Source organism: Ruegeria sp. BHSB058, from assembly GCF_059613285.1.
In genome coordinates, this window is record NZ_JBXWSF010000027.1 from 1 (window position 1) to 22,080 (window position 22,080).

20 protein-coding genes and 1 pseudogene are annotated in these 22,080 nt (G+C 57.1%); 5 read left to right on the forward strand and 16 right to left on the reverse strand.

Features of this window, described 5'->3' with window-relative positions:
- The 3 genes and pseudogenes from AC2FNB_RS09090 to AC2FNB_RS09100 form a co-directional block, all read right to left on the reverse strand.
- Positions 1-446 (reverse strand): annotated as a pseudogene (locus AC2FNB_RS09090) (hypothetical protein); the annotation flags it as partial.
- On the reverse strand, positions 447-3,140 hold the full coding sequence (rbbA, locus tag AC2FNB_RS09095; protein WP_496745812.1) for a ribosome-associated ATPase/putative transporter RbbA: 2,694 nt from the start codon (positions 3,138-3,140) through the stop codon (positions 447-449). It abuts the pseudogene before it with no gap.
- The gene (locus AC2FNB_RS09100; protein ID WP_496745814.1) at positions 3,137-4,132 is read right to left on the reverse strand and encodes an HlyD family secretion protein; all 996 of its coding nucleotides are present in this window, start codon (positions 4,130-4,132) and stop codon (positions 3,137-3,139) included. The genes rbbA and AC2FNB_RS09100 overlap by 4 nt, the downstream gene beginning before the upstream one ends.
- Positions 4,133-4,379: 247 nt before the next feature.
- Between AC2FNB_RS09100 and pobA the strand changes: the two genes are divergently transcribed.
- The 5 genes from pobA to AC2FNB_RS09125 all read left to right on the forward strand — a co-directional run bounded on the left by pobA (position 4,380) and on the right by AC2FNB_RS09125 (position 8,319).
- Complete coding sequence (pobA, locus tag AC2FNB_RS09105) at positions 4,380-5,549, forward strand: 4-hydroxybenzoate 3-monooxygenase (RefSeq protein WP_496745816.1); 1,170 nt, start codon at positions 4,380-4,382, stop codon at positions 5,547-5,549.
- Between the two features lie 88 nt (positions 5,550-5,637).
- Positions 5,638-6,015: a 4-carboxymuconolactone decarboxylase gene (pcaC, locus tag AC2FNB_RS09110; protein WP_480751918.1), complete on the forward strand. Its 378-nt coding sequence runs from the start codon at positions 5,638-5,640 to the stop codon at positions 6,013-6,015.
- Between the two features lie 46 nt (positions 6,016-6,061).
- Positions 6,062-6,790: a protocatechuate 3,4-dioxygenase subunit beta gene (pcaH, locus tag AC2FNB_RS09115; protein ID WP_480751916.1), complete on the forward strand. Its 729-nt coding sequence runs from the start codon at positions 6,062-6,064 to the stop codon at positions 6,788-6,790.
- A 2-nt stretch (positions 6,791-6,792) separates the two neighbouring features.
- Positions 6,793-7,413: a protocatechuate 3,4-dioxygenase subunit alpha gene (gene pcaG / locus AC2FNB_RS09120; RefSeq protein ID WP_496745818.1), complete on the forward strand. Its 621-nt coding sequence runs from the start codon at positions 6,793-6,795 to the stop codon at positions 7,411-7,413.
- Positions 7,414-7,473: 60 nt separating this feature from the next.
- On the forward strand, positions 7,474-8,319 hold the full coding sequence (locus AC2FNB_RS09125; protein ID WP_496745820.1) for a 3-oxoadipate:acetyl-CoA acetyltransferase: 846 nt from the start codon (positions 7,474-7,476) through the stop codon (positions 8,317-8,319).
- Between the two features lie 227 nt (positions 8,320-8,546).
- Here the strand turns inward: AC2FNB_RS09125 and AC2FNB_RS09130 are convergent, their stop codons facing one another.
- The 13 genes from AC2FNB_RS09130 to ehuR form a co-directional block, all read right to left on the reverse strand.
- Positions 8,547-9,920: an aspartate aminotransferase family protein gene (locus AC2FNB_RS09130; RefSeq protein WP_480751912.1), complete on the reverse strand. Its 1,374-nt coding sequence runs from the start codon at positions 9,918-9,920 to the stop codon at positions 8,547-8,549.
- A 26-nt stretch (positions 9,921-9,946) separates the two neighbouring features.
- Positions 9,947-11,422 (reverse strand): NAD-dependent succinate-semialdehyde dehydrogenase, encoded by a 1,476-nt coding sequence (locus AC2FNB_RS09135; RefSeq protein ID WP_496745822.1) that lies wholly within the window; start codon positions 11,420-11,422, stop codon positions 9,947-9,949.
- Between the two features lie 110 nt (positions 11,423-11,532).
- On the reverse strand, positions 11,533-12,012 hold the full coding sequence (locus AC2FNB_RS09140) for an Lrp/AsnC family transcriptional regulator (protein ID WP_480751908.1): 480 nt from the start codon (positions 12,010-12,012) through the stop codon (positions 11,533-11,535).
- A 13-nt stretch (positions 12,013-12,025) separates the two neighbouring features.
- Positions 12,026-13,018, reverse strand: a complete 993-nt coding sequence (doeB, locus tag AC2FNB_RS09145) for a N(2)-acetyl-L-2,4-diaminobutanoate deacetylase DoeB (protein WP_496745824.1) — start codon at positions 13,016-13,018, stop codon at positions 12,026-12,028.
- A 3-nt stretch (positions 13,019-13,021) separates the two neighbouring features.
- Entirely contained in the window at positions 13,022-14,209 is a 1,188-nt protein-coding gene (doeA, locus tag AC2FNB_RS09150) for an ectoine hydrolase DoeA (RefSeq protein ID WP_480751906.1), read from the reverse strand.
- A 19-nt stretch (positions 14,210-14,228) separates the two neighbouring features.
- Positions 14,229-15,218 (reverse strand): cyclodeaminase, encoded by a 990-nt coding sequence (locus tag AC2FNB_RS09155; RefSeq protein WP_480751904.1) that lies wholly within the window; start codon positions 15,216-15,218, stop codon positions 14,229-14,231.
- On the reverse strand, positions 15,211-16,224 hold the full coding sequence (gene eutB / locus AC2FNB_RS09160; RefSeq protein WP_496745827.1) for a hydroxyectoine utilization dehydratase EutB: 1,014 nt from the start codon (positions 16,222-16,224) through the stop codon (positions 15,211-15,213). The genes AC2FNB_RS09155 and eutB overlap by 8 nt, the downstream gene beginning before the upstream one ends.
- Before the next feature lie 17 nt (positions 16,225-16,241).
- A complete protein-coding gene (gene eutA / locus AC2FNB_RS09165) occupies positions 16,242-17,006 on the reverse strand; it encodes an ectoine utilization protein EutA (RefSeq protein ID WP_496745829.1) in 765 nt (254 codons plus the stop codon).
- Positions 17,007-17,016: 10 nt separating this feature from the next.
- Positions 17,017-17,454 (reverse strand): universal stress protein, encoded by a 438-nt coding sequence (locus tag AC2FNB_RS09170; protein WP_496745831.1) that lies wholly within the window; start codon positions 17,452-17,454, stop codon positions 17,017-17,019.
- A 15-nt stretch (positions 17,455-17,469) separates the two neighbouring features.
- A complete protein-coding gene (locus AC2FNB_RS09175) occupies positions 17,470-18,756 on the reverse strand; it encodes a TRAP transporter large permease (protein ID WP_480751899.1) in 1,287 nt (428 codons plus the stop codon).
- Between the two features lie 10 nt (positions 18,757-18,766).
- Positions 18,767-19,333 carry a TRAP transporter small permease gene (locus tag AC2FNB_RS09180; RefSeq protein WP_480751898.1) on the reverse strand — a complete coding sequence of 189 codons (567 nt, stop codon included), beginning with the start codon at positions 19,331-19,333 and terminating at the stop codon, positions 18,767-18,769.
- Positions 19,334-19,400: 67 nt separating this feature from the next.
- Positions 19,401-20,420: a TRAP transporter substrate-binding protein gene (locus AC2FNB_RS09185; RefSeq protein ID WP_480751897.1), complete on the reverse strand. Its 1,020-nt coding sequence runs from the start codon at positions 20,418-20,420 to the stop codon at positions 19,401-19,403.
- Positions 20,421-20,516: 96 nt separating this feature from the next.
- Entirely contained in the window at positions 20,517-21,911 is a 1,395-nt protein-coding gene (gene ehuR / locus AC2FNB_RS09190; protein ID WP_496745834.1) for a MocR-like ectoine utilization transcription factor EhuR, read from the reverse strand.
- Between the last annotated feature and the right edge of the window lie 169 nt (positions 21,912-22,080).

Here is a 22,080-nt window from a genome sequence, read left to right on the forward strand (position 1 = left end):
ATGGCGAAGCGGCGGATTTCAGCACTCAGAATGTTGGAGATATAGCTTGACCCTATCCCCGCCTGTTCCATTGCGGTCGCGTCGATGAGCACCTGAATCTCCGGAGAACGGTTGGCCCGGAGATCCTTTTCGAAACCCGGCGGTACAGCAACGACAAAGATGAAACGACCCGCATCCATCTCTGCCGTACCCGTCCCGGGCTTGATGTGCACCACGGGCTGGAACTCTGGTGGAAAGAATGCAGCGGCCAACGCACGAGAAAGCGGAGAGTTGTCTTCATCCGAAAACGCAATTGACGCGTTGTTGACAGACGTTGAAACTCCGGTCGCTTCCATGATCGGTGACAGAGTGAACGACCAAACCAATAGCGCCATCATCACCCAATCGCGGCGCAGGCTTATCATCTCCTTCAGTCCAAGCCAGAAAATGCAATGCAACCGTCGCATTTACTTCTCCTGAGCCCGAAGCGCCAGTACCGCAATTGCTGTAAACACCGGTCCAAAGCAGGCCAGCGCCAGAATATCGGGGCCAAGCGCTTCCCAGCTGAGACCTTTGGTGAATGCGCCGACGTTCAAGTGCAGGAAATAGGACGACGGCCACAGCGATCCGATCGTCTGCGCGCCGGGCTCCAGGGTCGAGACCGGTTGCAGCAGGCCGGAAAACTGGATGGTGGGCACAACCGAGGCGATGGCGGTTGCAAAGGTTGCGGCAACCTGGCTTGACGTCATGGTTGCGATCAGCAAGCCATAGGACGTTGTGGCCCAAACATAGAGGAGCGCGCCAATCGCAAGTGGAATCGGATTGCCTTTGAGCGGCACACCGAAAACCAGAATGATCATCCCGGTCAGAAGCAGAAAATTGGCAAATGCGATCACAATATAGGGGATCTGCTTGCCGATCAGGAATTCGAGCCGCGTCGTGGGCGTCACATAGAAATTGACCACCGAACCCAATTCCCGTTCCCGCGCCACACTGACGGCCATCAGGATCGCAGGCAGCATGATGAGCAGGATCGCGGGCATGGCAGGAGCCATCGCGGCTATGCTCTCGAAACTCTGATTGTACCGGAAACGCGGCTCGATCCGGGCAATCTCTGCTTTCTTCGCGCCACTGTTGTCGGCCAGAACGTTCAGAAATGTTTGGTGCAGCCCCATGGCATAGCCTTCGACCGTCTCGCCTTTGAACGGGATTGCCCCATCCACGATCGCCAGAACCTCTGTCGGCTCGCCCGAGCGCAGCTTGCGTCCGAAATCCGGCGGTAATTCCACGACCAGAGAAACTTCGTTGGCGGCCAACCGACGATGCCCTTCGGTTGCAGAGGTCAGTGGGGTCGTTGGCTGGAAGTACCGTGACCCTTCGATTTCGGCAACATAAGCTCGGCTTTCCGGGCTTTGTGACAGGTCGAAAACCGCAAAGTTCAGCTCCTCAATATCCAACGTGATCCCGTAGCAGAAAACCAGCATCAACAGGGCTGAACCCAAAAACGCGAAAGCAAGCCGAACTCGGTCGCGCAACACTTCTATCGCTTCACGTCGAGCATACGCCAAAACCCGCCCGACTCCTCCTCCGGTTCCTGCGCGCGCTGTGTCAACCGGGATCGTCGGAGCCGAGACTGGAACTGGCGGATCGGCGGCTTGCAGAACGGACACGAAGGCGGCTTCCAGACTGTCGACACCTTCCGCCGCAATCAGCTCATCCGGTGTACCTTCGACAAGAACCCGACCCGCATGCATGAACGAGACGCGGTCGCAACGTTCGGCCTCAGACAAGAAGTGGGTTGAGACGAAGATTGTCACGTTCTCCTGGCGTGCCAGTTCGATCAGAAGCTCCCAGAACGAGTCGCGCGCCTCGGGGTCCACGCCTGACGTCGGTTCATCCAGAATGAGAATTCGCGGGCGGTGGATCACAGCGACTGCAAGTGACAATCGTTGCTTGATGCCAAGAGGCAATGACATGGCCAGCGCATCACTATGGGCTCCTAGAGCGAAGCGATCCAGCAATTCGTCGATCCGCGCATCGCGGTTATCGATCTCGAAAATTCGGGCGTGAAGTTTCAGGTTCTGGCGGACAGTCAGTTCGCCATAAAGCGAAAATGCCTGACTCATATAACCGATTTCTCGGCGCAATTGCAGGTCATGCGCGTCAGCAGGCCTGCCAAACAAATAGGCCTCGCCCGAACTCGCGGGCAGCAGGCCGGTCAGCATTTTCATGGTTGTCGACTTGCCGCAGCCATTCGACCCGAGAAAGCCGAAGATTTCTCCAGGCCTGATAGCGAAATTGACGGCATCGACTGCAACGAAATCCCCAAAACGACGGGTCAGGCCGCGTGCGATAATAACAGGTTCAGCGGTGGTATGTGGGCTTGGCTTTTGTTCCTGGCTTTGCTGCGGTGTCTTGTGTGTCCGGAGCCGCCTATAAGCTGTTTCGAGGTCTTCTTCGTCGCCCTTCAAATCTTGGGGCGCCCCCTGGAAAAGTACGCGCCCCCTATCCATGGCGACAATTTGGTCAAATTGCTGAGCCTCATCCATATAGGCCGTTGAAACCAGTACGGTCAGGTTGGGGCTGTCCGCCCGAATTGCGTCGATCAACGCCCAGAATTGTCGACGTGACAGCGGATCGACGCCGGTTGTCGGTTCATCCAACACCAGAATTTCCGGATCGTGGATCAGTGCGCAACAAAGCCCCAATTTCTGTTTCATGCCGCCTGAGAGTTTGCCCATCAACCGATCGGCGAAGGGTGAAAGCCCCGTCGCCGCCAACAGCGCGTCGATACGGATATCGCGTTCCTCCGGGCCTTGTCCGAAGATGCCCGAAAAAAACTCCAGGTTCTCTCGGACCGACAGTTCGGCATACAGGTTGCGGCCCAGCCCTTGCGGCATGAAAGCGATGGAAGGGCACACGCGGCGACGATGTGCCGGATCGTCGATTGGACCCCCAAGCACATCAATTGTTCCGGCCTGCAGTTTTTTCGCTCCAGTCACAAGCCCCAGCAGGGTTGACTTTCCGACCCCATCCGGCCCGATGAACCCGGTGAGCCGGCCGGTGGGAAGTTCCAATGATACTGCGTCCAGTGCGACAACCTTGCGATACCGATGTGTGACGTCCTGAACGCGGATCGTTGCGGCTGCTCCGGCACTCATTCGAACAACTCAGGTGGAATGCGCCTTTCCAGAGCGTCTGGCCATACGGCGCCAGACGCGAGGCGTATCACCGCCATACCCCTCAGTCCGGTTTTGACATGTTCTATCCGCTCCGAGACCAGTTCCTCTGGAATGCGGACGCGGACCCGAAACACCAGTTGTTCGCGTTCGCTCAGTGTCTCCACCTGCTTTGGTGTGAACTGAGCTTCGGGCGAGACGAAAGTAACGGTTGCCGGGATGGCATAGTCGGGCAGGGCATCAAGTACGATGCGCGCTTCGGCACCGATTGGCAAAAGACCTGCTTCACGGGCCGGAAGGAACACTTCCATATAGATGTTTTCAAGACTGAGAAGGGTCAGGATCGGCTCTCCCGCGCCGACGACTTCTCCGGGCTCAGCCAATCGATAGAGGACCCGTCCGGGCATGGGGGCAACAAGGGAGCTGTCCTCGATCTGTGCAACGATCCGTCGAACCTCGGCCTCGGCCGCCACGATCTGGCTAGCCGCAGTTGCAACGCGGGCCTTGGCCGCGCCCAGGACAGCCTCGGCCACTTCCTTGGCGGTTACGCGTGCCTCGAACACGGTTTCGGAAATATTCTGGCCGGCCAGCAACGCTGTCGCGCGGTCAAATTCCTGCTTTGCCCTGCGCTGTTCGCTCTCTCGCTGGACGACCACGGCCTCGGCTTCGGCCTTGTTCTGGCGCGCCAGGGCAACTTCGGCTCTGGCTCGATCAAGTGCAGCCGACAACTCATCCGTATCCATTTCGACAAGGATATCACCAGCCGAGACAAGTTCGCCTTCTGCTGCCATGATCCGGGCGATGCGCCCGGCGCTGGTCGGGGCGATTTCAACCTGTTCAGCCTCGATCCGCCCGTTGCCCTGCACAAAGCCGGGCGGCAGTTCTTCGCCGTTCCTGGCGATGACCACATACGCCACTGCCCCTGCCAGCAGGAGTATGGTTGCAAAAGTTATCGAGCCTGCCGTCAGTTTCATGAACAAGTGTCCAACTGTTGACGATGCGCTTTGAATATATTTTTTCCCAACCCAACCTACATTGCGATGAATCAAACGGCAGTACTGGCCTGACGACGGGTACCTATTTGTCGTTGACACACTTCCGACGCGGCTAAGAGCGATCGGGCATCGAGCCATAGTTTCCAAAAGGCGGGAACGATAAGATCGTTTTACTTTGATCTATTCGACAAGCAATATCTTATTCAAAGATTTTGGGAGGACCACCATGCGCACGCAAGTCGCCATAATTGGCGGTGGCCCGTCAGGGCTGTTGCTGGGCCAGCTACTCCATCGAAAGGGTATCGACACGGTCGTTCTGGAAAGGAAAACCAGGAACTATGTTCTCGGCCGCATTCGCGCGGGGATTCTGGAAGTCGGATTTGTCGAGCTTATGCGCGAGGCAGGAGTATCGGAAAGAATGGACAGGGAATGCTTTGTCCATGACGGTACGGTGATCTCTTATGGTGGTACGGAATTTGGCATCAACTTCAAGGAACTGACCGGCAGTCACGTTGTCGTCTATGGCCAAACCGAGTTGACACGGGACCTATACGATGCCCGCGAGGCCGCAGGTGGCAAGGTCATTTTCAATACAGACAATGTCACCATTCACGGCGCAGATACCGATACACCGAACGTCTCCTACATGGTCGACGGCACCGAATACCGCATCGATTGTGACTACGTCGCCGGTTGTGATGGGTTTCACGGGGTCAGTCGTCAGACCGTTCCCCTGACCGTGCGACGCGAATACGAAAAACTCTATCCTTTTGGGTGGTTGGGCGTTCTGTCTGAAACTCCACCTGTGAACGACGAAGTGATCTATGCTGGATCCGACCGTGGCTTTGCCCTGTGCTCGATGCGCAACGAACATCTCAGCCGGTACTACATCCAGTGTTCCCTGTCCGACAGCCCCGAGGATTGGACGGACGCCGCATTCTGGGATGAACTCAAGCGCCGCGTTCCCGAAAAATACGCGGAAAATCTGGTGACCGGCCCATCGGTCGAGAAATCAATTGCGCCGCTCAGGTCTTTCGTTGTCGAACCCATGCGCTGGGGGCGCCTGTTCCTTTGCGGGGATGCCGCCCATATCGTACCCCCAACCGGGGCCAAAGGATTGAACACCGCCGCCAGCGACATTCACTATCTCTATCATGGATTGATGCAGTTTTTTGAGGAGGGTGACAGTGAAGGTATCGACCGCTACTCGGAAAAGGCATTGGCGCGCATATGGAAAGCAGAGCGTTTCAGCTGGTCTACCACCAACCTGCTGCATCGCTTTCCATATCAGAACGAATTCGATCTCAAGATGCAGCAGGCAGACATAGATTTCCTGCGGGAAAATCGCGAGGCACAGTCGGTGTTTGCGCAAAACTATGTGGGGCTGCCATATTGATGTGGACAGGATGTTTGAACCCAAATCGTCCGTTTCATGTTGCCCTGTTTGCCGATCAGAGAAACGAGGTTTCAAAGGAGACGCCTGAATGAACGACCGATTTCGCGACGGAATGGAGGTGCGCCGGAGAATTCTGGGTGACGCCCACGTTGATCGTGCCGAAGCGGCAAAGTCGGATTTTGATGAACCGTTCCAGACCCTGATCACCGAAGCGGCGTGGGGCACGGTCTGGGCCTCGGATGGGATCAGTGACCGCGAACGTTCGATGCTGACACTTGCCTTGTTGGCGGCACTGGGAAACTTTGACGAAATCCCCATGCATATCCGCGCCACGGCTCGGACCGGGGCCAGCAAGCAGGATGTGTTGGAGGCATTTCAGCATGTGGCGATCTATGCCGGTGTGCCGCGTGCCAATCACGCATTCAAGCTGGCCAGGCAGACCTATGACGAAATGGAAAAGGAATGACAGCCAAACGCGCGCAGCACCAGAATAAGGGAGGAGAGATCTGACAATGTTGAAACCAGGCGAGTTCTATCAGAGGGATCGTGAATGGCATCCTCCGGCCCTCACGCCAAACTACAAGACAAGCGTGTCGCGCTCACCTCAGTACTCTTTGATCTCGTTGCAAAACTCGATCGGCGAAGTCACGGGTCCCGTCTTTGGTCACAACGACATCGGCCCGAATGACAACGATCTGATCTACAATTACGCGCAACCCGACCAAAGCGCCATCGGCGAGCGCATCATACTTCATGGGCGCGTTCTGGACGAAAATGGTCGACCGGTTCCTGGTACCCTGGTCGAGATCTGGCAGGCCAATGCGGGCGGTCGTTACCGGCATAGGAAAGACACCTACCTCGCGCCGATCGATCCGAATTTTGGTGGCTGCGGCCGAACCCTGACTGACGAAAATGGATACTACTACTTTCGAACGGTCAAACCCGGGGCCTATCCCTGGCGAAACTGGGTCAACAGTTGGCGTCCTGCACATATCCACCTGTCGATATTCGGTAGCGCGTTTGCGCAGCGTCTGATCACTCAGTGCTATTTCGAAGGCGACCCGCTGATCCCGCAATGCCCGATCATCAACACCATTCCGGACCCAGACGCAATCGAGCGACTGATCGCGCCTTTGGATCTGAACTCTACCATCCCGCTCGACACAATCGCCTACAAATTCGACATGGTGCTCAGGGGGCGCCGTTCGACCCTGTTCGAGAACCGCCTGGAGGGGAACTGATCATGCCGCAGGAGCTCAGATACCTCAAGGAAACACCGTCTCAGACGGCTGGGCCGTATGTCCATATCGGTCTTGCGCCGGGGGCAGCCGGATTTGACATATACAAACACGAACTTGGGCACGACATCGCAGGTCCAAATGCGAAAGGAGAGCGCATTCGCATCGAAGGTGTGGTGATTGATGGCACCGGCAGCCCGATCAAGGATGTGTTGCTTGAGGCGTGGCAAGCCAATTCCGAAGGTCATTATGCACACCCGGAAGACGAGGGAGAGGTTGAGGTCGGATTTCGAGGCTGGGGCCGCGTCATCACCGACTTTGACACCGGCGAATGGGCATTCGATACGGTCAAGCCCGGACCGACCCGGGGGCGCAACGTTGGCGTTCAGGCCCCACATATCAGTTTGTGGATCGTTGCCCGCGGCATCAATGTCGGACTGAACACGCGCATTTATTTCGACGACGAAGTCCAGGCAAATGCTGCTGACCCGGTGCTTAACCTGATCGAATGGGAACGACGGCGCGATACTCTGATTGCGAAGCGTTCCGAACGGGACGGGCAGGCGGTTTATCGCTTTGACATCAAGCTGCAAGGCCAGGATGAGACCGTTTTTTTCGATATCTGAGGCAGTTTGTTCATCGCCCGGTTCAAGTTGGCCGGCGGACCCATCAGCAAAGGCCAAGCCATGACCAAGCCCTGCATCATCTGCGTTGCCATCACGGGGTCGTTGCCAACAAAGGCCAACAACCCTGCAGTCCCTATTACCGTGCAGGAACAGATCGAAAGCACCCACGAAGCGTTCGAAGCAGGGGCTTCAATCGTCCATGCCCATGTTCGGAACGACGACCAGACACCAAGTTCGGACCCCGAAAAATTTGCCCGGCTCAAGGAAGGTGTGGAAAAGCACTGCCCCGGGATGATCATCCAGTTTTCGACCGGAGGACGCTCGGGCGCAGGGAAAGAAAGAGGTGGAATGCTGCCTTTGGCACCCGATATGGCCTCGTTGTCGGTAGGCTCGAACAATTTTCCCACGCGCGTCTACGAAAACCCGCCGGATCTGGTGCGATGGCTCGCTGCTGAAATGCGCAAATACAACGTAATCCCCGAAGTCGAAGCCTTTGACCTCAGCCATATTCTGAACGCCATTCACATGCATGGCGAAGGCATTTTGCCGGGCCAACTCTATGTGCAATTCGTTATGGGGGTGAAGAATGCGATGCCCGCTGACCGTGACGTATTCGACTATTACGTCAAAACCATGCAGGCCCGTGCACCAAACGCTGAATGGTGCGCCGCTGGTATCGGGCCGAACCAGATTGTTGTCAACGAATGGGCTATTGCCGCCGGTGGTCACACGCGCACTGGCCTCGAAGACAACGTCAGGCTCGACAGAAGTAAGCTAGCGCCTTCCAACGCGGCGCTGGTAAGACGCGCGGTCGAACTTTGCGACCGCTATGATCGTCCCGTGGCAACATGGCGGCAGGCAAGAGAGATGCTGAAGCTCGCAAGAGCTATTCCCGAAAAATGTTAACTGCAAGGCCGGGAAAGAGAACTATTCACCGACAGTCAGCGTGTCTAGGTACGGCTGTGGTTCGGCGGCAGCGCGACTCTGGCGCGCAGACGTTTTTCAACGGCACTTAACTTGTGCGCCGCCTGATTAAGCCCAGGCTGGCGCGATCCTGACAACTGGCGAGTTGAACAAGCCGGAATGACAAAGGGCCGGAATGACCGGCCCTCTCGTCAGACTATCGGCGGGGTTCATCCAAGTACGGCTTTGACGGCCTGAACTGTCCCGGCCACAACCTGATCCGCCTCTTCGCGGGTCAGGCAGAAGGGTGGCGCAAAGCCGAGGATGTCGCCTTGTGGCATGGCGCGGGCGATGATTTTGCTTTGCTCCAGCAATTTGGCCGATACCTGCGGGCCGATCTTGTCGGCTGCGTCAAAGAAGGTGCGACTGTCCTTGTCCTTCACGAACTCAACAGCGCATAGCATCCCTTCGCCGCGCACGTCGCCGACATTGGCATGGTCCGACAATGCCTCGGCCATGGTGGCATTGAGGTAGGCCCCAACGTCGCCGGCATTTCGCACAAGGTTCAACTCGTCAATCAGCTTGAGGTTGGCAACCCCTGCCGCGGCCCCGATCGGGTGCGCCGAATAAGTCCAGCCGTGGCCGATCGGGCCATTTTCATCCGTGCCCTGTTCCAACACTTTCCAGACCTTGTCCGAGACGATGGATCCGGAAAGCGGCGCATAGGCCGAGGTGAGGCCCTTGGCGATGGTTATGATGTCGGCCTCTATCCCATAGTGATCCGAACCGAACATGGTGCCGAGGCGGCCAAAGCCGGTTACCACCTCATCTGCGACCAGCAGGATGTCGTGTTTTTTCAGCACCGTCTGGATCGCTTTCCAGTACCCTGCGGGCGGCGGAACGATGCCGCCGGTGCCCAGCACCGGCTCGCCTATGAAGGCTGCGATTGTGTCTGCGCCCTCGCGCTCGATCAGCGCTTCCAGTTCGGCCGCGCAATGGGCCGCAAACTGGTCTTCAGTCTGTTTCAGGTCGGTGCGGCGATAGTAATAGGGCGCCTCGGTGTGGATCACCTGTTCCACCGGCAGGTCGAATTTCTTGTGAAACAATTCCAGCCCGGTCAGTGAGCCGGTAACCAGACCCGAACCATGATACCCTCGCCAGCGCGAGATGATCTTCTTCTTCTCGGGGCGACCCAGAATGTTGTTGTAGTACCAGATCAGCTTGACATTGGTTTCATTTGCATCGGAACCGCCAAGCCCAAAATAAACCTTCGACATGTTCTTGGGCGCCCGGTCCAGGATCATCTTTGACAGCGTGATCGAGGCCTCGGTACCGTGACCCACGTAAGCGTGGTAATAGGCCAGTTCGCGGGCTTGCTCTGCAATCGCCTCGGCAATTTCCTGACGACCATAGCCGACATTCACGCAATAGAGCCCGGCAAAGGCATCCAGCAGCTTGTTGCCGTCACGATCTTCGATAAAGACGCCGCTGGCGGTCTTAATCACGCGGTTCGGGCTTTCCCCCCGAGCGTGCTGCGCCAGATGGGTCGAGGGGTGGAAAAAATTCTCGCGATCCCACTGGTCGAGTTGGTCGTTCTTCAGCATCAGTTTTCCTTTCTCATCCGTGTGGATCACGCCCAGTCACGGCAGACGTATTTTATTTCGGTAAATTCTTCCATGCCCAAACGGGCCCCTTCGCGACCCAGGCCGGATTGTTTGGTGCCGCCGAACGGTATGGGCGCGCCAGTGACCTTTGTGCGGTTGACCGCCACCATGCCATATTGCAACGCCCGGCTCAGCCGGTAGATACGGCGTGGGTCGTGACTGTGAACATAGGCCACCAGCCCGTATTCGCTGTCATTGGCTCGTGCAATCACTTCTTCCTCGGTGTCGAAAGGAGTGATCGGGGCGACAGGGCCAAATGTTTCCTCCGACATGATCAGAGCGTCAGCGGGTACATCCGTCAGCACGGTGGGTTCATAAAACAAAGGACCCAGCGCGTGACGCTTGCCACCACAGGACAGCTTGGCACCCTTGGCCATCGCGTCCGCCACATGCTCTTCCTGCTTCTGCACCGCCTTTTCGTTCATCAATGGGCCGATATCACAGTCATCCAGGCCCCGTCCGATTGTCAGAGCCTTTGCAGCTTCGGTGAACTTGGCACAGAATTCTGCATAGGCCGGGCGTTCGACAAAGATCCGGTTCGCCCCAAGGCAATCTTGTCCGGATGTTGCAAACTTTGCCTTGATGGTTTCGGCAACCGCCCGATCCAAATTGGCGCCTTTGAAAACAATCACCGGCGCGTGTCCACCCAATTCCATCACCAGCCGTTTCACCGTGTCGGCGGACTGGCGGTAGAGCAACTTGCCGATGGCTGTAGAGCCCGTGAATGACAACGCCCGGACCCGCTTGTCGCGCGTCCACGGCTCCACGATTGTGGCGGCCTCTCCGGTGACGACGTTGAACACACCGGCAGGGATGCCCGCGCGTTCGGCAAGTTCTGCCAACGCCAACGCGCTGAAAGGGGTTTCGCCGGACGGATGGGCAACAACGGTACAGCCTGCTGCCAGAGCCGCAGCTGCCTTGCGGGTGAGCATCGCCGAGGGGAAATTCCAGGGCGTGATCAGGGCCGCAACACCCATTGGTTCGCGCCACAATTCCACTTCAGCATCAGGCAGGTGGCTGGTCACGCCTTCGATATTTGGGCGTTTGGCTTCCTCGGAATAGAACTCCACAAAAGCTGCGCCGTACTCGATCTCGCCGCGGGCTTCCGACAACGGCTTGCCCTGTTCCAGCACCATGATGCGGGCCAGGTCCTCCTTGTGATCCAGCTGCAGCTCGTACCAGCGGCGCAAGATCTTTGCGCGCTGTTGGGGAAGAAGTGCGGACCAAGCCGGAAAAGCTGCCTGAGCAACCTCAACCGCACCAGATGATTCCTCTGCCGAAAGGCTTGCGACATGACCGAGTTCGGTTCCGTCTGCCGGGTCGGTGACAGGAAAAGATCTGCCATTGGCGGCAGCACACCATTTTCCATTTATATAGGAAAAAGAACGTACTAATGCCTTGTCTGCAATATCTGCGCGAGCAGAGAGAGCGGTTTCTGTCATGAACAACCTCCAAACCTTCGCAGCCGATTCTGCCCGATCGCCTTAGAAGTTGTGGCCGAATTTGGCCCCGCTGACAGAAGATTCATCTGACAAGGACCCTGAACCTTTGCCTAACTCCGGCCTAGCAACAGTTCAAAGGGTGGAGGGGTTTGACCCTTGACCGGTTTGGTCACGACATATGTGAAATACCTCGACAGACCGATGCGGGCGTCCAGCATTTCGTCGATCAAACGTTGATAGGCGTCGATATCCCGGGTGATGATCTGCAGAAGATAGTCAAAACCTCCGCCAAGTGCCCAGCAGGCGGTTACCTCGTCATAGCGCTGCATCGCAGCCTCAAAAGCCCGAAAGCTGGCAGCGGTGTGATCGGTGATCTCTGCCGCAACAAACACTGTCACATGCGGCGCCAGTTTCCGCAGGTTGATGTGGGCACCGTATCCTTCGATCAACCCGGCTTGTTCCAGCTTCTTCAGCCGATCCCAGCAGGGCGTCGGCGACAAACCGATCCGGTCGGCCAGCGCGGCCTTGGTAATGCGGCCCTCGGTCGAAAGCACGCGCAGAATCTGTAGGTCGCGCTGATCCAATTGCATGTGATTGGTCCAATTACGCCTCGGTCACGCCAACAACTGCCAGACAATCCCCGGACTGGATCAGGCCGGGATAGTGGCGGCTGATGACATGGCCATCGCGGCGCGCGTGGTATTCGCGCGGTGGCTGCCCAGTTCGGTCCAGCGGCCAGACACGGGCGATCAGATCGCCCTTGGAAACCGGTTCACCCAAATCCACCATCACCTCATAAAGCCCGTCGCCTTCGCTGAACAAAAAGCACTCGTCATCGGGCATGGACAGGTTCACCGTTTCGTCGATCTGCATCTCGCCTTGCAGGATGCCGAAGTGTATCAGGACGTTGCGCAGTCCCTTCTTGGCAATCGCATTACTGCGGGCGGTGGAAGAGCCGCCACCACCAAGTTCGGTAGTGACGAGCACCTTGCCCATCTCCTCGACTGCGGTGTCGTACATACCGGCGCTGTCAATTTCCAGTAGCTGTACCGAGTACGGGGCATTGAATGCCTTCATCGCGGCGAAACAGGCGTCCTGTGTGGCCTTGTCCTCAAGAATATGGGCTGCGGCAAAAGGCACAAAATCCAGTGTTCTGCCGCCTGAGTGGAAATCCACTGCGACGTCGGCCAACGGCAGAAGCGTGCGCTGGAAATAGTCAGCGATCTTCTCGGTCACGGTGCCGTCAGGGCGGCCCGGAAACGACCGGTTCATGTTGCCTTTGTCGATCGGCGAAGTACGGGTTCCGGCCCGGAAGGCGGGATAGTTGAAGGCAGGGATGATGATCAGCCTGCCGGTCACATCTTCGGCGCGGGTCGTGGCCGCCAATTCGTGCAGGGCGATGGGGCCTTCGTACTCATCACCGTGGTTGGCCCCGGTCAAAAGCGCAGTTTTGCCTTCGCCATTCCGGATCACGGTCAGCGGGATCATGATTGAACCCCAGGCGCTGTCATCGCGGCTGTAAGGAAGTTTCAGAAAGCCGTGATGCACCCCATCCTGGTCAAGCGGGATGGTGGATGAGATCGGATTTTCCTTCATGGATCAGTCCTTTACGACCATTTTGCGCGGCACGTTTGACAGGCATTCCGGCCCGTTCGCGCCGATGCGAATGCTTTCGGTGATCTCGAAACCCCAGTCTTCCATCCAAAGACCCGTCATGAAGTGGAAAGTCATGTTTTCCTGCAGAACCGTCGTATCGCCCGGGCGCAGCGACATGGTGCGCTCGCCCCAGTCCGGCGGGTAAGACACGCCGATGGGATAACCGGTGCGGTTGTCCTTCTCGATGCCATATTTTTTCAGAACCTTGAAAAAGGCCTTGGCAATGTCTTCGCAGGTGTTGCCTGCCTTGGCCATCTCCAGCCCCGCATCCATGCCTTCAAGCACTGCTTTTTCGGCATCCAGGAAGGTTTGCGTCGGATTGCCCAGAAACACGGTTCTGGACAATGGGCAATGATAGCGGTGCACGACGCCAGCAATCTCGAAGAAGGTCCCTTCGCCAGACTTCATCGGCAGGTCATCCCAGGTCAGATGCGGCGCGGCGGCGTCGGGTCCAGACGGCAACAGTGGCACGATGGCCGGATAATCACCGCCAATGCCCAAACTTTCGTCAAAGCGCAGTGCGGCGTCATAGATATCGGCGACAAGATCGCATTTGCGCATGCCGGGTTCGACCTTGTCGAAGATCCGCTGATGCATCCGTTCGACGATCTTGCCGGCCTGGCGCATAAAGGTAAGTTCGGCCTCGGATTTTACCGCACGCTGCCAGTTGACCAGCGCATTGGCATCGGCAAAGCGGGCATTGGGCAGGTGTTTTTGCAACGACGCAAAAGCTGCGGCCGTGAACCAGTAGTTGTCCATCTCGACGCCGATATTGCCGCTGTCGTGTCCACGGTCCTTCAGTTGTGCCGAAAGGTAATCCATCGGGTGCCGTTCGGTCGACTGCACATAGTGGTCCGGGTAGCCGATGATATTGGCGGGATTCATAAAGCAGGTGCGCAGGGCGCCATTTGCATCCTGACCACGCCCATACCAGATCGGGTCGCCGTCCATGCCCAGCACAACGCATTGATGCACATAGAAGGACCAGCCGTCATAACCGGTCAGCCAGTTCATGTTCGAAGGATCGGTAACGATCAAAAGATCGAGTCCACGCCGCGCCATTTCGGCCCGGGTATTGCTGATGCGTTGCTGGTATTCAGCATGCGAAAAATACAGCTTTGGGTTTGCCATATGGGTAAGTCCTGGTTGATCAGCTGGTAATGTTGGTGCCTGCACCCGCCGCATTGGCGCGGGAACCTGCAAGTGTTGCTATAGCGGTGTCCTGTACACCGGTTCCGGTCAAGTCGCAGACGGTGATGTCCGCATCCGAAGCCCGGCCCGGTACCTGGCCCGCAATAATTTGGCCCAGTTCGGGAAATCTCCCTGTTTCGGTGACAGTGCCCGCGGCCAGTGCAGGGCGCAACTCGCCTTGCTTTACGGATTGTGCCAGCCGGTCCACAACAAACAACGTCGCGGCGGGGATCACATCTGGTGAAAGCTCGGTCTTGTAATCGGCATCAGAACCCATGGCAGTCACATGCTGTCCGGGCCGGAGCATTTCGGCACTGATCAGCGGTTCGCCGGATGGTGTGGTGGTCACAACGATATCAGCCTGCTCCATTACTTCGGCAATGCTGCCAGCGGTGACCTGGATGCCCAGTTTTTCCGCGCAATCCCGCGCACACGCCTCGGCTTTCTGCACATCGCGGCCCCAGATGACGGCGCGTTGGATATCGCGCACCAATGTCAGCGCTTCCAGTTGCAGCCGTGCCTGAATACCTGTGCCGAGGACGCCTGCGACTGTGCTGTCTTCCCGCGACAGATGTTTGGCCGCGACCGCACCGGCGGCGGCGGTACGGACATCGGTCAAATAGCCGTTATCCAAAAGTACTGCCTGCACGACGCCGGTTTTCGCGTCAAACAGCACCATCAATCCATTGAGGCTGGGCAGGCCCAGATTAGGGTTGTCGAAAAACCCGGGACTCATCTTGATGGCAAACCCGTCCAGCCCCGGCACGTAGGCAGTCTTTACGTCTACCTCCCCGTTGTACTCAGGCACATGAAAACTAAGAATCGGGGGCATCTGCACATCTTTGGTGGCAAGCAGGCGAAACGCCTCTTCCACGCACATGACCGCGTCACCATCCAGCGCAACAGCGTTGCGCAGATCGGATTCCGTAAGAATCTTGATATCAGGCATCCACGCTTCCTTGTTTTCGGGTTTCTGCTTCGACATCGACGTTTTCGCCATTGATGATGCGCTTGTGCAAAACCATGTCGATGTTCTGCCCGCTTATCAGCGACACACAGCGGCCAGGATTGTCAACCTTGCCCGACAGCAGCGCGGCAATGCCGACGCTGCCAGAGCCTTCGATGACCTGTCGCTCTTGAAAATACGCATGACGGATTGCCTCGGCGATTTCAGTTTCAGTGACAAGTACAATTTCATCCACCAACGCTTTGGTCATTTCAAAGGTATAGGCATTGTCCAACCCAATGCCTCCGCCTAGGCTGTCGGCCAGCGTCGCTTTTTCTTCGACCAGAATGGGTTTGCCTGCTTTCAGGCATTCGTACATGGCGGCGCCTCGTTCCATCGAGACGCCGATCACCCGTATTTCCGGGTTTGCGGCCTTCATCACCATCGCCACTCCGGAAATCAGCCCGCCTCCCGACAAGGGCACCAGCACGGTTTCCAGATTTGGCTCCTGCTTGAGAATTTCCAGCGCTACGGTGCTTTGGCCAGCTATGATATCGCGGTGATCAAAGGGGGGCAGCATGGTCATGCCCTCTGATACCAGCCGGTCGACTTCGACCTGCGCATCATCCTGCGAACGACCGACAATGCGCACTTCTGCGCCGTGGGATTTGATGCCGTCAACCTTGTTCCGAGGCACCAGTTCCGACATGCAGATGACGCAACGCACACCCGCCTGTGCCGCGGCATATGCCAGCCCGCGTCCGTGATTGCCGGTAGAAACGCCCACGACTCCTGCAGCGCGCTGGTCATCGGTCAGCGACAGAACCGCGTTGGTGGCGCCGCGCAGTTTGAAGCTGCCGGTGTTCTGAGTATTTTCCAGCTTCAGGGATATATTTCCGCCGGTCAACGTACTCAAGGACGGAGAGGAGGCCATGGCCGTCTTCCGGATACGTCCGGCAATCCGCGCGTGCGCCAGCAAGCTGTCCTGAAGGGTTATTTGTCTTTTCATCGGGCGTGTCCGTCTGCCTATAGTTCAAAAAGCCTGCCGTAACCCTGTCTCTGATCCGGAATTCCGGCCAAGCGCAGGCAACGCCAGACCATTGCCTGGTTCGAGCTTACAACCGGCTTGCCCAACGCATCCTCGATCCGTTGCACGCAAGTTGCGGCACGCAGAGCGGTGCAGGAGAGAAACAGTGCATCTGCCTGGCTGTCACAGGCAGCAATCGCGCCGTCGATAATGCTGTCCTCGGAAATCCGCGCCATTTGCCGGTCATCGGTCAGCCCAAAGCAGGTGGCGCTGACAACTTCGGGACCATGCGCCGCAAAGTACTGAGCCATTTCATCGGTTACGTCCGGGCTGTAGGGAGTCAGCAATGACACCCGTTTTGCGCCAAGGGCTGCAAAGGCATCAAAGGCAGCAGAACTCGGCGTGACGCAGGGCGTGTTCGGCTTGGCGGCGTTCAGATACCGGGTCACGGTATCATTGCCCAGCACGATTGAGGCCGCGGTACAGCAATAGGCGACCACATCCACCTCTTCATCCGGCAGGATCTGCGCCGCGGCCGCAGTCAGGCGCGGCCCGGTCTTCAGAAGCGTTTCCTTGGTGGTCGGATTTTCGAATTCGATCCGGTTCACGTAGACGCCAACCTGATCCGGATCACAGATTCGAGCGAAGTCGCGCTCAGACGTATGATCGGTTGCCAATGCCACCAGAGCAATCCGCTTGTTTACCGGGCGGGTGTCCAGCCGGGCGGGAATGCGCGACGGTGTGGTGTGGATATCCAGTGCCATTTTCGTACTCCTAAACGACAAGAACTGGCGTTTCGGCAAGGCTGGTCACCTTGTGCGAAACGCTACCCAAAAACACCCCTTCGAGCGACCCCAACCCGCGGCTGCCAATAACGATCAGATCGTTCTGGTGTTCTCTGGCAAAGCCGACGATTGTGCGCGCGACGGGACCGCCCTTGACGAAAGCCCGCACATTGGGAACGCCGACTTCGCTTGCAAGCGACTTGCCGCGCTCGGCCACTTCTTTTGCGTGTCCCCGCATGATGTCGTCCAGATTGTCGGGTTTGTCCGAACCTACTATATGCATCGAGGCTTCGAGCAGGGAGTGGTGACGATATACCGTCAGTAGGGTCAAATCGGCTTTGCACAGCTGCGTCAGTTTCGCCGCCTTTTGCAGGGCCGCCTCGGCCCCGTGAGATCCGTCAAATGGAACCAGGATTGAAGCAAACATGGGGATATCCTTCCCTTACTTGGCAAAGGCCAGATCACGCAGAAACAATGCTATCTGCGGGAAAAATATCAGTGCCACCGACACGCCCAGCAGCATCAGGATAAATGGCGGCGTGCCGCGTACGACCTCGGCATAAGGGCGTTTGAAGACCGCAATCGCGGTGAATATATCGCACCCAAAGGGTGGTGTGGCCGAGCCGATGGCGACTTGCAGCGTAATGATGGTGCCTACCAGCACGGGATCGATACCGACCGATTTCACGACGGGTGCAAAGACCGGAACCAGTACCAGGATCACCACGATCGGATCCACGAACATGCAACCGATGAAAAACGCAATTGAAATCACGAACAACACGCCAATCGCGCCCATCTCGCTGATACCGATGGCGCCCAGTATCTGCTGCGGCACCTGCGCGAAAGAAATCACCCAGGAAAACGCAGCACCAGCGCCAACCAGAATAAAGACGATGGCTGTTATGAGACCAGTGGATTTGGCCGTGTCATAAACATTTGCCAGCGTCATCGACCGGAAGACACCAACTTCGAGGATAAGCGCGTAAAGCACGCAGGCCGCTGCCGCCTCGGTCGGGCTGAAGATGCCTCCGTAGATGCCGCCAATGATGATGATCGGAAAGCCCATTGGCCAAAGCGCCTCCCGCATGGTCGTCAGGCGCTCGCCCCAACTGGCCTTGGGTTCGGTCGGAACGTTGTTGCGCACGGCGTACACGTAACTGTACCCGGAAAACAGGACGAGGATCAGCAGCCCGGGGCCAATGCCCGCGATGAACAGTTCAGCAATCGACGTGCTGGAAACAACACCATAGATGATCATCCCGATCGATGGCGGGATCAAAAAGGCAATGTCGCTGGCGTTGACGATCAGTGCCAGCACAAAGCTGTCTTTGTAGCCTGCCTTCAACATGCGGGGCCGCAGCGGCGAGCCGATCGCCACAACCGTTGCCTGGGTCGATCCCGAAACGGCGCCAAACATGGTGCAGGCAGCAGCGGTGGAAATCGCCAGCCCGCCACGGATATGGCCGACATAGGCCATCACCACATTGATCAACCGTCCGGCTGACTGGCCGCGCGTCATGATATCCGCAGCAAAGATGAACATCGGCACCGCAATCAAGGATGCGGGGCGGATGCCGGCCATCATCTGCTGCACCATCGTCTCGGTCCTGGCCAAATCACCGAACAGCATCAGAAAACCGATGAATGCACCGGCAATCAGCGGGATCATCATCGGGAAGCCCAGAAGAAGCAGGACAATCATGGTCAGGAAAATTGTTGCAGCCATTGAATTGCCCTCAGATCTCGATTTCTTCTTCGCTCTCATACCCTTCTTGCACATGGGTCGAGAGATAGATTTCGGGCGACGTAAAGTTACGCACCGCGGTCAGCAGATACTGGGTGCCGGTCATGAAGAACCCGGCAGGTACCCAGATCAAAATCACCCAAACAGGGATCTGCAACGCGGGCAACACGCGCCCGCGCGACGCCTGAGCGCCGATGTACTTCACCGAGTAGTAACAGAGCAGGAACATGAAAAATGCCGTGATCACGGCAATCACGACCATAAGTGCCTTGCGAACGCGTGGTGGAAACGTGTCATAGATGGCCGACATGCGGATATGACGGGCATGGCGTGCAGCATAGCTGATACCAGCAAATGTGATCAGGATGATCAGTATGCGGTTCAGTTCTTCGGAAAAGAAAATCGAATGCCCCAGCAAAAACCGTCCAACAACGTTGGCCACGGTATTGGCCGCCATCAGCAAGACGCCTGCGGCCAACAGAAATGATTCCGTACGGCTTATTGCGCTGTCCAGAACACCCAAAAATCCCGGCAAGGCCGAATCATGCGGATTGCCCATTTTCTCTCCCTATTGATTGGGCGGCAGGCCGGTAAAGTCCCGGCCCGTCGCGTTTCACCAAAGGGTTTCAGTTTGCTGTGGCCGCGAGGTCCGCTTTCATTTGCTCGAGAATGGCCGCGCCGCTATCGCCGGTCATTTCGACAAACTTCGCCTCAACCTCGGCTGCCGCCTCCTTGAAACACTGGCGCTGATCATCGCTCAGCACGGTAACCTGCATTTCCGGCTTGGCCTCCATGATCTTGGCCAGCTCCGTCTCTGCCGCCTGCTGTTGATACACAACCGTGTGGTCATAGGCGGCCTGGGCCGCGTTTTGAACGACCTGCTGATCTTCGGCGCTCAACCCGTCATAGAAATCCTTGTTGGCCATTACTGCCGTGGTGAAGTTGTTATGTCCTGCATAAGTGATGTAGTCGGTCACTTCGTAGATCTTGGTGGAGTAGAGGAAGAACGTCGGGTTCTCTTGTCCCTGGATAACATTGGTCTGCAGACCACCATAAACCTCGCCCCAGGGAAGTGGCGTCGGCGTGGCGCCAAAAGCCTTGTAGCTTTCCACCAGAAGCGGGTTGGTCATGACCCGGAATTTCACTTCGTCCAGATCGGAACATGTTGCAACCGGCGTTTTGGTGGTCATGGCGACCTCGCCTTCGGGGAACATGTTCAACAACTCCAGCCCCTGATCGGCATAGAGTGGTTTGAACATTTCATTGATCGCCTTGCTCTCTTTGTAGAAGCGCGCCAGATGCTCCTGATCAGTGGGCAGCAGGTAAGGGACAAAAAAGACCTGCGCTTCGGGAATCAGCGACCCGGTAAAACCTGGTGATTGGTCCACGAACTGCAGAATTCCGTCCTGAGTCTGCTCCATGATATCGGCGGATTCACCCAGGGTGCCATAGGGGAACAGCTGGATCTCGTGATCCGAGTTCGCCTCGATCTCTTCCTTGAATTTCTGGGCATAAATGCCCTGCACATCGGTCATCGCTTCTTCGAATGCATACCGCCAGGTTTCCGCCTGCACGGTGGTGCCTGCTGTCAGTGCAATTCCCGCAGCCGTCAGGACTCCAAATGTAAATTTGATGGATTGAGCCATAGTTTCCTCCCAAGATCACCGGTGCCGGAGCACCGTCGTGCTCGGTTTGAGAGAAATTGTACTGCATGTCAATTTATTTATTGTAGCATGACAATGTTAAAACGTGAAAGGGGCAACTCCCTCAGGCGGCCGCCTGAGCATACCGGCAATCAGCTCCAGGCCTTGCCGGAACCGCTCCAGATCCTGGATGCTGCCCAGCGAAATGCGTACTGCATTTTGCTGTGATGTATTTGGAGTAAGGAAAGGCGCATCCGGGGCGACCGCCACCTTCAGTTCGCGCGCATACGAGACAAAACTTCCAGTGGTCCATCCCTCTGTCAGCGGCAGCCACAAATGAAGCGCCGATGGGTGCCCCTGCCACCGCCAGCCGTCAAGTACGTCCGCCGCAATACGGTAGCGTTCGTCCAACGCGCGCCGCTGCCATTGCGCAAGTTCAACTGCGGTTCCATCCTTTACCCACCGGGTCGCCAGTTCGCATATCAATGGTGTCGCCATCCAGCCGAACACGACAATCCGCCCGGTCAATGCAGGCAGCAGATGGTCCGGCGCAGCCATGTAGCCTGCGCGCAACCCGGACACGGTGCACTTGGTGAAGGTTGTCAGATATATCGATCGTTCGGGCGCCAGGGCGGACACGGGAACAGGCCGGTATTCTGCAACAGGACCAAACGCATCGTTCTCTATGATGTACAATTCGTACTTTCGGGCGATTTCCACCAATTCCCTACGCCTGCCTTCAGGCATCATTCCGGCCGTGGAGTTGGCTAACGACGGAAGTACAAACAATACTTTAGCGGATTTTTCACGGCAATGACGCTCTAGCGCATCAGGGATGACTCCATCCGCGTCCGTCTCAAGCCCCACAAGGTTCAGTCCGAGATAGGAACATCCAGAAACCAATAGATGATGCGTGATCCGGTCAGATACCACCGTGTCACCCGGGCGGGTCAACGCCGACAGCGCGGCAGACATCCCGTGGCTGACCCCATTTGTCATGATGATGCGTTCCGGGGATACTTCCAATCCGCAAATCCTCAACCAATCCGCTCCGGCGGCGCGATGCGCGTCATGGCCAATATTCGGACGGCAAGACAAATAGTAGGTCGGGTCCAACCCTGCGGGTAACTCTTTCAACGCCTGCTGAAACCGCTCTGCATGTTGCTGCGAGAAAACCGGTCGAGAAATCGACAAGTCGAAACCGGATCCTCTTTCCGAGCTCAGTTGAAACGGCTGGTCGTTGGGTTTGTCAGGATCCAGAACGTAGCTACCCCGTCCCACCTGACCATCAATCAACCGTTGCCGCCGCAAACTTTCATAAGCTTTGCTGACCGTATGTACGCTCAGGCCCAGTTCTTCGGCCAGTTTGCGATGAGTCGGAAGCTGCGTACCCTTTGGCAGCTTGCCATCAGAGATCGCCCTCGCAATGGATCGCGCGAGACTGGAATGTATAGGTGAGCCGAGGGAACTGGGGTCAGGAAGCCAAATTGTCATGCGACATATGTATAATTGATCAGTACAAACTGGCAATACAAACGTCGGCTTTCAGATTTTTCCAGCGAGGCTTGTCGTAGCAGCGTCATTTCCTGTCTGCCGCCAATAACCCCGACCGTTCGCGAGTTAGGCAAGGTGCAACTTCTCAATATCGCGGCTGGGTGTGCGA

Excerpts from the sequence above, each read along its gene's own strand:
- rbbA (WP_496745812.1), bottom strand. The coding sequence starts at position 3,140 with ATGAGTGCCGGAGCAGCCGCAACGATCCGCGTTCAGGACGTCACACAT.
- AC2FNB_RS09100 (WP_496745814.1), bottom strand. The coding sequence starts at position 4,132 with ATGAAACTGACGGCAGGCTCGATAACTTTTGCAACCATACTCCTGCTG.
- pobA (WP_496745816.1), top strand. The coding sequence starts at position 4,380 with ATGCGCACGCAAGTCGCCATAATTGGCGGTGGCCCGTCAGGGCTGTTG.
- pcaC (WP_480751918.1), top strand. The coding sequence starts at position 5,638 with ATGAACGACCGATTTCGCGACGGAATGGAGGTGCGCCGGAGAATTCTG.
- pcaH (WP_480751916.1), top strand. The coding sequence starts at position 6,062 with ATGTTGAAACCAGGCGAGTTCTATCAGAGGGATCGTGAATGGCATCCT.
- pcaG (WP_496745818.1), top strand. The coding sequence starts at position 6,793 with ATGCCGCAGGAGCTCAGATACCTCAAGGAAACACCGTCTCAGACGGCT.
- AC2FNB_RS09125 (WP_496745820.1), top strand. The coding sequence starts at position 7,474 with ATGACCAAGCCCTGCATCATCTGCGTTGCCATCACGGGGTCGTTGCCA.
- AC2FNB_RS09130 (WP_480751912.1), bottom strand. The coding sequence starts at position 9,920 with ATGCTGAAGAACGACCAACTCGACCAGTGGGATCGCGAGAATTTTTTC.
- AC2FNB_RS09135 (WP_496745822.1), bottom strand. The coding sequence starts at position 11,422 with ATGACAGAAACCGCTCTCTCTGCTCGCGCAGATATTGCAGACAAGGCA.
- AC2FNB_RS09140 (WP_480751908.1), bottom strand. The coding sequence starts at position 12,012 with ATGCAATTGGATCAGCGCGACCTACAGATTCTGCGCGTGCTTTCGACC.
- doeB (WP_496745824.1), bottom strand. The coding sequence starts at position 13,018 with ATGAAGGAAAATCCGATCTCATCCACCATCCCGCTTGACCAGGATGGG.
- doeA (WP_480751906.1), bottom strand. The coding sequence starts at position 14,209 with ATGGCAAACCCAAAGCTGTATTTTTCGCATGCTGAATACCAGCAACGC.
- AC2FNB_RS09155 (WP_480751904.1), bottom strand. The coding sequence starts at position 15,218 with ATGCCTGATATCAAGATTCTTACGGAATCCGATCTGCGCAACGCTGTT.
- eutB (WP_496745827.1), bottom strand. The coding sequence starts at position 16,224 with ATGAAAAGACAAATAACCCTTCAGGACAGCTTGCTGGCGCACGCGCGG.
- eutA (WP_496745829.1), bottom strand. The coding sequence starts at position 17,006 with ATGGCACTGGATATCCACACCACACCGTCGCGCATTCCCGCCCGGCTG.
- AC2FNB_RS09170 (WP_496745831.1), bottom strand. The coding sequence starts at position 17,454 with ATGTTTGCTTCAATCCTGGTTCCATTTGACGGATCTCACGGGGCCGAG.
- AC2FNB_RS09175 (WP_480751899.1), bottom strand. The coding sequence starts at position 18,756 with ATGGCTGCAACAATTTTCCTGACCATGATTGTCCTGCTTCTTCTGGGC.
- AC2FNB_RS09180 (WP_480751898.1), bottom strand. The coding sequence starts at position 19,333 with ATGGGCAATCCGCATGATTCGGCCTTGCCGGGATTTTTGGGTGTTCTG.
- AC2FNB_RS09185 (WP_480751897.1), bottom strand. The coding sequence starts at position 20,420 with ATGGCTCAATCCATCAAATTTACATTTGGAGTCCTGACGGCTGCGGGA.
- ehuR (WP_496745834.1), bottom strand. The coding sequence starts at position 21,911 with ATGACAATTTGGCTTCCTGACCCCAGTTCCCTCGGCTCACCTATACAT.